Source organism: Gemmata sp. (assembly GCF_051859125.1).
Lineage (GTDB): Bacteria > Planctomycetota > Planctomycetia > Gemmatales > Gemmataceae > Gemmata.
Genome location: NZ_JBHYGG010000188.1, coordinates 1 through 4,305, shown reverse-complemented (window position 1 = coordinate 4,305; position 4,305 = coordinate 1). Strand labels below are relative to the sequence as shown.

Sequence of the window (4,305 nt, the reverse complement as noted above, 5' to 3'; positions counted from 1 at the left end):
ACAGCGCTATCTCCGGAAACTTGCCCCGGTTACAGATTCACCAGACAGAGCCTAGCACCAACCGCTTCATCGCCTCGGACATTGTTGTGCCCCCGTTAGGCGAAGTTACGATTCAAACCCTACCGGACTCAAGCCACGATGCCCTTGACGACGTGGCCGTGGACGTCGGTGAGGCGGAAGTCGCGGCCCTGGAACCGGAACGTCAGCTTCTCGTGGTTGATGCCGAGCAGGTGCAAGATGGTCGCTTGGAAGTCGTGGACGTGGACCGGGTCCTTCGCCGGGGCGAAGCCGAAGTCGTCGCTCTCGCCGTAGCTCGTGCCCGGCTTGATGCCCCCGCCCGCCATCCACGCCGTGAACACGTAGGGGTGGTGGTCGCGGCCCCAGCTCTTCACGTCCTTGATGTCGCCCTGGAGGAACGGCGTGCGGCCGAACTCGCCGCCCCAAATCACCAGCGTGTCGTCGAGCAGCCCGAGCCGCTTCAGGTCTTTCACGAGTGCGGCCGACGGCGCGTCGGTGTCCTGGCACTGGATTTTGAGCTGCGTGTTGAGGTTGCGGTGCTGGTCCCACCCGGCGTGGAGCAGTTGCACGAACCGGGTGCCGCGCTCGACGAGCCGCCGGGCCATGAGGCAGTTGAACGCGAACGACCCCTGCCGCTTCACGTCCGGCCCGTACATGTCGAGCACCTTCTGCGGCTCCTTGCTGAAGTCGGTGAGTTCGGGCACCGACGTCTGCATCCGGTACGCCATCTCGTACTGCGACATCCGGGTCGCGGTCTCCGGGTCGCCGAACTCCTTGAGCGTGAGGTCGTTCAGCTTGTTGAGGTCGTCGAGCGCGGCGCGGCGGCTCTCGCGGCTCTGGCCGTCGGGGTTGGACAGGTACAGGACCGGGTCGCCCTGGCCGCGGAACTTCACGCCCTGGAACTTCGTCGGCAGGAACCCGCTGCCCCAGTAGAAGTCGTAGAAGATCTGCCCGCACGACGCTTCCTTGTCGCGCGAGGTCATGGCGACGAACCCCGGGAGTTCCTCGGTCTCGGTGCCGAGGCCGTAGGTGAGCCACGCGCCGAGGCTCGGGCGGCCGGGCATCTCCGACCCGGTGAGGAAGAAGCAGATCGCCGGCGCGTGGTTCACCTGCGTCGTGTACAGCGACTTCACGAAGCAGCACTCGTCGGCGATGCCCGCGGTGTGCGGCAGGAAGTCGGACACCCACGCCCCGCCCTTGCCGTGCTGCGTGAAGTTGGTGATGTTCGGCAGGCACGGCCGCACCGCCTGACCGCCGGTCATCGTGCTGAACCTCGCACCTTTCACAACGGAATCGGGGATCTGTTCGCCCTTCCGCTTGGTGAGTTCCGGCTTGTAGTCGAAGAGGTCGACGTGCGTCGGCGCGCCGTTCTGGAACAGGTAGATGACCCGCTTGGCCTTCGGGGCGAAGTGCGGCAGCGCCGGCAGCCCGCCGATGCGCTTCGGCGCGGCGCCCGCGTCGCGGGCCATCAGCGACGCCAGCGCCGCGGTGCCGATGCCGGTCGCCGTGCGGCCGAAGAAGTGCCGCCGGGACAGCAGCAGGGCGCGTTCGTGTGCGGGGTGCATGGCGGTCTCCGGGCGAGCGGGGGCGTGAGCCCCCCGAGGTGTGAGGATAGACGAAGACTCGGGGGGCTCACGCCCCCCGCTCGCCCAGTCACTTGTTCAGCACTTCGTCGAGGTTCAGCAGCGTGAGGCACACGACCGTGAGGGCGGCGTGGTCGGTCGGGTCGAGCTTCTCGTTCCGCGGCGACTCGCCGGTCCTGAGCAACTTCACCGCAGCGGGCTTGTCGGCGGCGAAAATCGAGCGCTGCTTCTCGACCGCGGCCGCGAGGATCTTCACCTGCGCGTCGGTCGGCTTGCGGCACGTCGCTCGGCGGAACGCGAACGCGGCGCGCTCGGCGTCGGTGGCGCCGGCCTGCTCCATCGCGAGTTGCGCCAGCGCCCGTGCGGCCTCGACGTAGGTGGGATCGTTGAGCGTCGCGAGCGCGTGCAGCGGGGTGTTCGTCGTCGTGTTCTTCACCGAGCACGTCTGCCGGCTCGCGGCGTCGAAGAACATCGTCGGCCCGACGATCCGTCGCCAGAACACGTACAGGCTGCGGCGGTACAGCGCGGCCCCCGCGTCCTGCTGGTAGCGCTTGTTGCCGAACGTCGCCTCCTCCCAGATGCCGGCCGGCTGGTACGGCTTCACGGGCGGGCCGCCGAGGGTCGGCGTGAGGAGCCCGCTCGCGGCGAGCGCCTGGTCGCGGATCGCCCACGCCGGGAGCCGGTGCCGCGGGCCGCGGGCGAGGAGCCGGTTCTCGGGGTCGCGCTCGCGAAGCTCGGGCGTCACCACCGCGGACTGGCGGTACGCGGCAGAGGTCACCATCAGCCGGACGAGGTGCTTCACGTCCCACTTCGACTCGACGAACTCGACCGCGAGCCAGTCGAGCAGTTCCGGGTGGCTGGGCCGCTCGCCCTGCACGCCGAAGTCCTCGCTCGTCTTCACGAGGCCGGTGCCGAAGAACGTCTGCCAGAAGCGGTTGACCGTGACGCGGGCCGTGAGCGGGTTGTCGGGCGAGACGATCCACTTCGCGAGGTCGAGCCGGGTCTCGCGCGCCGCCGGGAGCCACGGCCCGGCCCCGAACACCGCCGGCGTGCCGGGCACCACCTTCCCCTCCCGCTTCTGGTAGTCGCCGCGGGTGTACTGGAACGTCTCGCGGGGCTGCGGGAGGTCGGCCATCACCATCACCTTCGGCACACTCTGCGAAGCGGCGTCGCGGGCCTGCTTCGCCTTCCGCACCTCGGGGAGCAGCTTGACGTACTCGGGCTCCGCGTCCTTGAAGTGCTTGGCGAGTTCGTCGTAGTTCTGGTCGGTGCGGTCGCCCGGCCCCTTGCGGAGCGCCGAGTCGATCACCGGCGGGAGCGTCGACCCGGGCTTGCCGTCCTTCCCCTTCACCGTCGCGGCCTCGCGGAGCCGCTGCTCGACCGGCGTGACCTTCAGCACGAGGTCGTCGAGCGCCGACTGCGCCGCGCGCCGCTTCTGCTCCTGCTCGGGCGAAGCGAAGTCGAGCACCGGCGGGGTCTGCCCGTTGCCGCCGCCGCCGGTCACGGGCGACTGGTTGAAGTACGCGAACAGACGGAAGTAGTCGCGCTTCGAGAGCGGGTCGAACTTGTGGTCGTGGCACCGCGAGCAGGTGAACGTGAGCCCGAGCCACACGGTGCCCACGGTCTCGGCCTGGTCGAACACGTACTCGACGCGGTTCTCCTCGGCGATCCGGCCGCCCTCGCCGTTGATCATGTGGTTGCGGTTGAACGCGGTCGCGAGGGTCTGCTCCTTCGTCGCGTTCGGGAGCAGGTCGCCGGCGATCTGCTCGACCGTGAACCGGTCGTACGGAACGTTGTCGTTGAACGCCCGCACCACCCAGTCGCGCCACGGCCACATGGTCCGCTCGCCGTCGCCCTGGTACCCGTTGCTGTCGGCGTACCGGGCCGCGTCGAGCCAGTCCCACGCCATCCGCTCGCCGTACCGCGGCGACCTCAGCAGCCGCTCGACGACCGCCTCGTAAGCCTTCGGCGATTCGTCCTTCAGGAAGGCGTCCACCTCATCGAGCGTCGGCGGCAGGCCGGTGAGGTCGAGCGTGACGCGGCGAATCAACCGCTCCTTGTCGGCCTGCGGCGACGGCAGCACCTTCTCGCGCAGCAGCCGCTGCGAAACGAAGGCGTCGATCGGGTTCTGGACCGGGTACCGCGGGTCGCGCACCGCGGGCACCGCCGGCCGCACGGGCTTCACGAACGCCCAGTGCTGGCCCCACGCGGCCCCCTGGTCGATCCACGCCTTGAGCGTCGCGATCTCGGCGGCCGAGAGCTTCTTGTTCGACTTCGGCGGCGGCATCAGCTCGGCCGGGTCCTCGGGGGCGAGCCGCTTCACGAGTTCGCTCTCGGCCGCCTTCCCCGGAACCACCACGGGCGGCTTGAGCGCCTCGTCCTTCACGTCGAGCCGCAGGTCGGCCTTCCGCGACTTCTCGTCCGGCCCGTGACACTGGAAGCACTTGTCCGAGAGGATCGGGAGCACGTCGCGGGCGAAGTCGACGCGCTTCTCGTCGGCGTTTGCGGGGGCGGCCAGCGCGAGGGCACAGAGCACGGAGAGGAGGCGGAGCATAGCGGGGGGTCTCGGCGCGGCGGGCCGGGTGGGACGGGGGAAGTATATCCGACGCGGGGGCCGGGGCGGAAGGAAGAAGCCCGGCACCCCCTCGCGCGGGGTATGCGTCGCGAAAGTTGGTGGGAACTGTGTTCAGTTCGGTGTAGCTTT

2 protein-coding genes are annotated in these 4,305 nt (G+C 69.4%); both read right to left on the bottom strand.

The features are described 5' to 3' along the window. Nucleotides 1–128 precede the first annotated feature (128 nt). Nucleotides 129–1,583, bottom strand: a complete 1,455-nt coding sequence (locus ACTIGN_RS16465; RefSeq protein ID WP_439625736.1) for a DUF1501 domain-containing protein — start codon at nt 1,581–1,583, stop codon at nt 129–131. Between the two features lie 88 nt (nt 1,584–1,671). Beyond that, nucleotides 1,672–4,155, bottom strand: a complete 2,484-nt coding sequence (locus ACTIGN_RS16460) for a PSD1 and planctomycete cytochrome C domain-containing protein (RefSeq protein ID WP_439625734.1) — start codon at nt 4,153–4,155, stop codon at nt 1,672–1,674. Between the last annotated feature and the right edge of the window lie 150 nt (nt 4,156–4,305).

Coding starts and splice junctions, on each gene's coding strand:
- ACTIGN_RS16460 (WP_439625734.1), bottom strand. CDS start 4,155: ATGCTCCGCCTCCTCTCCGTGCTCTGTGCCCTCGCGCTGGCCGCCCCC.
- ACTIGN_RS16465 (WP_439625736.1), bottom strand. CDS start 1,583: ATGCACCCCGCACACGAACGCGCCCTGCTGCTGTCCCGGCGGCACTTC.